Raw genomic sequence first — 6,911 nt, 5'->3', positions numbered from 1 at the left:
CGCGGAGCCGACGCGGCGGGTGACCCACCTGACCTACACCGTCCAGAAACGGTAACTGTCGGGAGGTTCCTACGCCGGCTCGTCGTATGGGGTCGCCGTGAAGACCCGGCTTGCCACCCGCCAGCCCTCCGGGCGCTTCACCACGACGTCGCGGTAGCGGCCGGAGCTGATCCGGCCGTCGGGCCGCATGCCCACGAGGCGGAACCGGAGGATGACGCCGTCCGGCGTCTCGTCGACGTAGATGTTGGTCATGATGTGGGTCCGCGGGTGGCGCGCCTGGGTCATGAACGCCCGGATCTCGGCCAGCCCGTCGAGGACCTGGCCGGGTATCTCGAACGTGGCCTCCGGCAGGAAGATCTGGTCGAGGTCCCGCCAGTTGCGGTCGTCGATCAGGTCGCCGTAGCGGGCCGGGAGCTCGCCGAGTGCCAGCCGGTCGGCCACGTCCATCGCCGCGCCTCCTTGGTCATGGATGTCATGTGTGTCGCGCGGGTCGTTKGCGTCGCGCGAGTCGTCGGTGTCGTCGGTGTCGTGGGTGTCGGAATGCGCGTGGCCAGGCGGTCAGGCGGTCAGGCCGTCGACAGCGCGTCCCGTACTGGTCCGAGCCACAGCTGCAGGTGACGGGCGACCAGGTCCTCGGGCATCTGGGCGACCGTCGCCCAGGTGTAGACGTGCTCCACCGGCAGGCCCTCGACGCGGCGGCGTACCTCGGCCACGGCCTCGTCGACGGACAGCACGAGCAGGTTCAGCTGCACGCGGGCCCGGCCGTGCCCGCGCCGGTCGCCGAGCTCCGCCTCGGTGTGCGGTGGCCCCAGCCGACCGGCCTGCCGGTAGGAGTTCAGCTGGTACAGGTAGTGCGGCCTGATCCGCTCGTAGGCGGCTTCCGGGTCGTCGGCCACCACGATGTCCACGTCGCCGGCCAGCCGGGCCGACGCGCGGTCGTGCCCGCCCTCGGCAAGGCCCTCGAGATAGGCGGCCGCCACTCGCCGGCCGATGGTGAGCAGCGACGCGCCCATCCGCCCGGCCCGGCGCGCACCCACCGGGCCGCCGTAGCCCAGCCACATCGGCACCGGACGCTGCAACGGCCCCGGGGTGACGCCACCGTCGGTCAGCAGGGCGCGGACCCGGGTGAACACCGCGTCGAGGGTGGCGAACCGCGCCGCGATGTCGACGCCGAACAGCTCGAACTCGCCCGGCACGTACCCCGCTCCGAGGCCGAGCTCCAGCCGGCCGCCCGACACCAGGTCGACGAGTGCCGCCTCCTCCGCCAGGTGGACCGGATCGCGGATCGGCCCCAGCAGCACGGCCGTGCCGATCCTCGCCCGCGTCGTGCGGCTCGCCATGGCCGCGGCCAGCACGAGAGGCTGCGGAAGGTACCCGTCGTCGAACCCGTGGTGCTCGGTGAGCCAGATACAGTCCGCGCCGAGCCGGTCTGCCTCGGCGGCCAGGTCGAGCAGCCTCGGATAGTGCTCCCGCCAGGGGCGCCGCCACGGCTCGGGGTTGCGCGCGTCCACGAACAGCCCGACCTTCAGATCCTCCGCTACCAGGTCCTCCGGCGCAGCTCGCTCGCTCGCGCCACGGCCTCGACCGGCGTCCCGTCCATCAGTCATCACCAAACTCCGCCCTCAGCTGGGCGCCGATGGCGCTCACCCATTCCGGCGACAGCGCGATCTGCCAGGGGACGAGGATCACGCCGTCGGCGCCTGCGGCGAACGCGTCGGCCACCAGGCCAGGCACGTCCGCGGTCCGATGGAACATCACGCCAGCCAGCCGCGCGACCTTGGCCGGGTCCCGGCCAAGGGTGGCGCAGCACCGGTCGACCGCCGCGAACGCCCCGCGCAGCACGTCGGCCTCGCCGATCGGGTTGCAGGCATCGGCGTACGTCGCCGCGATCCGCAGCGACCGGGCGCCGGTCCCGCCGACCAGCACCGGGACCCGCCGGCTGACCGGTCGCGGTTCGTTGACCGCCCGGTCGACCGAGACCTGGCGGCCCTGAAGGCTCACGACCGGCTCGTCGAACATCGCGCGGCAGATCCGCACGGCGTCCTCGAGACGGTCCACCCGCGCTCGCGCCGGCGGGAACGCCATCCCGAAACGCCGGTGCTCGTCGGCATCCCAGGCCGCCCCCAGGCCGACGACGGCGCGCCCGCCGGAGACGACGTCGACGGTGGTCATCGCCTTGGCGAGCAGCGCCGGATGACGGGTCGTGACCGGGCTGACCAGCGGGCCGATCCGCACTCGCGCCGTCAGCAGCGCGAGCGCGCCGAGCAGGGTCGGAGCGTCGAACATGGGGGTGTGCCGACCGGCCGGTCCGTCCGCCGTCCGTTCGGCCGCGCCACGGTTGGCCTCGAGGTCACCGACCGGCCCCTGCATGAGGTGGTCCGGCAGCCACAACGTGTCGAAGGCGCTCTCGTCGACGGCTCTGGCGATGTCGCCGATCCGCCCGAACAACGAGCCCGGCGCGAGGTCATGCGTGTAGTTCGTCATCAGCAGGCCGAAGCGCCCGATCGACATGCGGCACCTTTCCGAACCAGGCGACTACGAGTCCGAACCAGGCAGCCACGTGCGGCGTGAACCGGCGGAGGCGCTCGGGGGCGCCGAATGTCTGGCGGCGCCCCCGAGACATGTTCACCCGCAGCATGTTCACCACGGTGATCCGCACGACGATGATCCGCACGACGGCTCGGCGCCCGTCACGCGCACGACGTCGGTGTACGGATCACAGGCTGCTAGCCGGTCGTGTAGGCCCCGCAGGACAGGGCGCTGGTGACGTCGTACTTGTCGCCGTTGAGCTGCACGACGGACGTGCACGGCGTCGAGAGGAAGTGATTGAGCGGCCAGCGGGACTCGGCCACCGCATTGTCGACGTAGTAGGAGAAGTCGCCGTTCATGGACTTGAGCAGGGTGTTGAGGTTGAGGTCCTTGCCGGCCTTGGTCGCCGCGGCGACGAACATGTCGGCGGACCAGTACCCGGCCATCGTCGGCAGGCTGATCGCGGTGCCCGGAGCGTACTTGTTGATGTCATCGGTCATCTGCTTGATCGCCGGAACGGAGACGTCCGAGCCCGGCTGCCACTGCAGAGACGTGTAGGCACCCTCCAGGCCGGGCAGCTTGGCGGCGGCCAGCCGAGGGTCGTAGCCGACGGTGTTGAGGTGCTTGCCCTTGTATCCGGCGGCGTCGAGCGCCTCGGTCAGCTTGGTGGTCGCGGTGAAGTCGGTGCCGTAGAGCACGACGTCCGGCGGGGCGCCCTTGTTCGCCGACATGATCCCGCTCACGATCGGGGTGGCGTCGCTCAGGCCGGAGTCGGGGATGGGCGTCTCCTGGTAGACGACGTCGAGGCCGACCGACTTGATCTGCCGGGCGATGGATGCCAGGCCGGTGCGGGCGGTGTCGTCGTCGTTGCCGACCAGGGCGACGGTCTTGCCGGTCGCGTTGCCGCCGAACAGGGCGTTGAGCATGACGCCGTAGGTGGTGGCGGTGGCCTTGAGGTCCTTGCCGGGCAGCAGGCATCCGGTGATGCCGAAACCGATCGAGGTGTTGCAGAAGCCGGAGTTGAACCCCCAGCCGAAGAACGGGACGGTCTGCGCGCAGAAGGTGTCGAGGTAGCTGGCGCCGCTGGTCATCACCGGCACGGCGGCGAAGATCTTCTTCTGCTCGACGAGCACCTTGGCCTGGGAGCCGTTGCGGGCCGGGTCGTTGCCGTCGTCGAGGGTGCCAACATAGTTGATCTTACGTCCGTTGATGCCGCCCTCGGCGTTGACCCGGGCGAACCGCGCCTGGGCGCCCGCCTCCGTGCCGGTCATCGAGGCGCCGGAGGGACTCGTCAGGTAGGCCAGGCCGCCGATGGTGATCTCGGTGTCGGTGATCCCCCGGGTGGGGTCGGCGGCCGTCTGGCCGCACTTCAGCGTCGACAGGTCCGGCTTGTAGCCACCGTCGCTCCACCCGGACGCGGGGCCGGCCTTCACGTCGGCGACGCTGACCGTCGGAGCACTGGTCGTCGTCGCCGTGTCGGTCTTGTCGTCCGAACAGGCCGCCATCCCAGCCATGATCGCCGAAGACGCGGCCAGTGCCGCGACGAGTCGGGTCGTTAATCGTGCCGGCAGTCTCATCAGATTCCTTCGCTATGAACGCGGCGGGCCGCCAGGCCCGCCGCGGCGGGATGAATCGCCAGACCGCCCGGCGGAGACGGCTCAGGCCCGCCGGCGGTGGTGATGGTGATGGTCACGCCGGCCCGATCCGTCCGGACCCACCGACCGGCGGAGCGTCTCGGCGCCCATAGAGTTATATATATAGATGCTTTACTCGACGGATGGAAGCGTCAGGTCGAACTGGTCGGGTGGCCTCGCCACCCGGTCAGGCTGACGAGCGGGTGCCCTGGCGGGTCTTCGGGAGGCCGAGGCGCTGTTCGGCGACGAGGTTGCGGGCGATCTCGGTGGTGCCGCCCTGGATGGTGACGACGCAGGAGTGGCGGGCGGCTCGTTCGATCTCGCCGCCGGCCGCCGCCGGGAGGGTGCCCTCGCCGGAGGGCGCGCGCAGGATGYCACCCAGGCCGACGGCGTCCTGCAGCTCACGGCTGGCGCGCTGGTAGGCGGTGGACGCGAACAGCTTCGCGATCGTGCCTGCGACCGCGGGGGACTGCCCGGAGACGTTCAGCCAGGCGGTGCGCTGGGTGAGCAGGAAGGCGGCCTCGGCGTCGGCGCGGGCGCGGGCGATCGCGGTCAGCACGGCCGGGTCGTCGGCCGGTCGCCCCTCGCCCGGCCAGTCTCCGGCCGGTCCGGCGACGCGGGCCCAGGCCGTCACGTCGGCGAGCAGGGGTTCGAGCATCGCGGTGCTGCCCATGACGCCGCGTTCCAGGCTCAGCCCGATGGCCATGACCCGCCAGCCCTCGTCCACCTCGCCGACCCGGCAGGAGTCCGGGACGATCACGTCGTCGTAGAAGACGACGTTGGTCCGCTCGTCGGCGATCGTGTGGATCGGCTGGATCGTGATGCCCGGGCTGTCCATCGGGACGAGGAACATCGTCAGGCCGCGGTGCTTGGGCACGTCGGGGTTCGTCCGGGTCAGCAGCAGGCAGTGGGCCGCGGTGTGCGCGAGGGTGGTCCACATCTTCTGACCGTTGATCCGCCAGGCGGTGCGCGCGTCGTCCACCGGGACGGCCCGGGTGCGGGCGGCCGCGACGTCGGAGCCCGAGCCCGGCTCGGAGTAGCCGAGGACCGCGGTGGCCTCGCCGGTCAGCAGCCGGGGCAGCACCTCGGCCCGTAGCGCCGGGCTACCGATCTGGTCCAGCACGCCGGCGACGATCATGGTGGTGCCGATGCCGTGGTACGGGGCGTCGGCGAGCTCCAGCTCGCGAAAGAGCGCGCCCAGCTCGTAGGGATCCCTGGCGGCGCGCCCGCCCGGGGCCGAGGCGGCGAGCCAGCCGCGCTCGGCCAGGGCCTGGTGCAGCGCGGGCACGTGCACGGTGCCGGTCCGGCGTGCCTCGCGGCGGACCTCGTCGGTCAGCCAGGACCGGACGAAGCCCCGGACCTCGGCGGCGAACGCGGCGACCGACGGGCTGTGGGCGAAGTCCGTCCCGATGGCACCGTCGTCGCCGGGCTGGGCTGACGTGCCGGCGAGCGTCGCGTGGCCGTCTACGGCGCTGGGGCTGGGGCTGTCGACGAGGGCGCGGCCCAGCTCGCGGGCCAGGGCAAGGGGGGCGCCGGCGAGCGCGGGGTAGGCGCGGGCGCGGCGGAAGAACAGCTGCGCGTCGTGCTCGACGGCGACCCCGAGACCGCCGTGGTACTGCACGGCGCGGTCCGCGGCGTGCCGGGCGGCGTCGGTGGCCACCAGGGCGGCCATCCCGGCGAGCTGGCCGCCGTCGGCCCCGGTCTCCGACCGCCGTCCGGTGTCGAGACTCCAGGCCGCCTCCCGCGCCAGCAGCGTCGCGGCGTCGACCAGTCCCGGCAGGTCCGCGAGGCCGTGCTGCACCCCCTGGAACGAGCCGATCGGCACGCCGAACTGGATGCGTTCCTTGACCCACCGGGTCGTCAGCTCCAGCGCGCCGTCGGCCAGCCCGGCGAGCCAGCCGGCCATCAGCACCAGCCACTCGGCCCGCGCCCGTTCGAACAGGGCCACCGCCGGGCCGCCGCCGAGCACCGTCGCGCCGCGCAGCTCGCGGTCCGCCACCGGCAGGTCGCCCTGGTTGGCGACGGCGGCACCGGGCGGAGCGGACCGGGCCGCGACCAGCTGCCCGTCGGCGACCGCCAGGACCAGGCCGGCGACCGCCCCCGCCGGAACCGCCACGCCGACGCCCGCGCGCACCCGCGGCGCCAGCGTCGCGATCAGCTCGCCGGCGACGACGGCGGGTAGGTCGGGATGCCCCGGCGCGGCCGTGGCGAGCAGCCGCGCGGCCGCGACATGCTCCGCGAACGGGACCGGCGCGAGCACCCGGCCCAGCTCCACCGCGGCGACGACCGGCGCGTGCAGGCCGGCCCCGCCGCCGTCGTGCTCCTCGGCGACCGCGAGCCCCGGCAGCCCGGCCGCGCACAGCTCGGCCCACAGCCCCCGGTCGTGCCCGAGCGGCTCGGCCGCCCGCGCGGCCGCCAGCCCGGGACGCCTGGYGAGCACCGCCAGGACCAGCTCCCGCGCCGCCCGGGACGCCTCGTCCATCGACAGGTCCATCCACGTCTCCCGAGGTCGGCTGCCATTCGACCGGGACGGCTGGGCCTTCTGGCCAGACACCGCCCGTCGATATGTATATATTATTCGGGTCGGCGTCCCGGCTACCGAGACCGACCCAGCGGCCCGCGCACTGGCCCCCGGCGCGGGGACCATCCGGACCGCACGCCCGGCCGCAGGCCGCGGCCACGCACCGCCCTTGCCGCCACATCGACCGGGCGCTGGATAAATCTAAAGCTTTTAGCGAGGGGACGTCA

General features: G+C 72.9%; 5 protein-coding genes. All 5 read right to left on the bottom strand.

The features are described from left to right. Positions 1-69 precede the first annotated feature (69 nt). Entirely contained in the window at positions 70-447 is a 378-nt protein-coding gene (locus BCD49_RS28345) for a nuclear transport factor 2 family protein (RefSeq protein ID WP_007519160.1), read from the bottom strand. Between the two features lie 119 nt (positions 448-566). Beyond that, the gene (locus tag BCD49_RS28340) at positions 567-1,607 is read right to left on the bottom strand and encodes an LLM class flavin-dependent oxidoreductase (protein ID WP_007519161.1); all 1,041 of its coding nucleotides are present in this window, start codon (positions 1,605-1,607) and stop codon (positions 567-569) included. Beyond that, the gene (locus BCD49_RS28335) at positions 1,600-2,511 is read right to left on the bottom strand and encodes an LLM class flavin-dependent oxidoreductase (RefSeq protein ID WP_007519162.1); all 912 of its coding nucleotides are present in this window, start codon (positions 2,509-2,511) and stop codon (positions 1,600-1,602) included. The genes BCD49_RS28340 and BCD49_RS28335 overlap by 8 nt, the downstream gene beginning before the upstream one ends. A 215-nt stretch (positions 2,512-2,726) precedes the next feature. Then, on the bottom strand, positions 2,727-4,106 hold the full coding sequence (locus tag BCD49_RS28330; RefSeq protein ID WP_007519164.1) for an ABC transporter substrate-binding protein: 1,380 nt from the start codon (positions 4,104-4,106) through the stop codon (positions 2,727-2,729). Between the two features lie 244 nt (positions 4,107-4,350). After that, complete coding sequence (locus BCD49_RS28325; RefSeq protein ID WP_071042096.1) at positions 4,351-6,657, bottom strand: acyl-CoA dehydrogenase; 2,307 nt, start codon at positions 6,655-6,657, stop codon at positions 4,351-4,353. Between the last annotated feature and the right edge of the window lie 254 nt (positions 6,658-6,911).

This window comes from Pseudofrankia sp. EUN1h (assembly GCF_001854645.1).
In the GTDB taxonomy this organism is placed as follows: domain Bacteria; phylum Actinomycetota; class Actinomycetes; order Frankiales; family Frankiaceae; genus Pseudofrankia; species Pseudofrankia saprophytica.
Note: the sequence above shows the minus strand (reverse complement) of the source record. Positions and strands in the feature narration are given on the sequence as shown.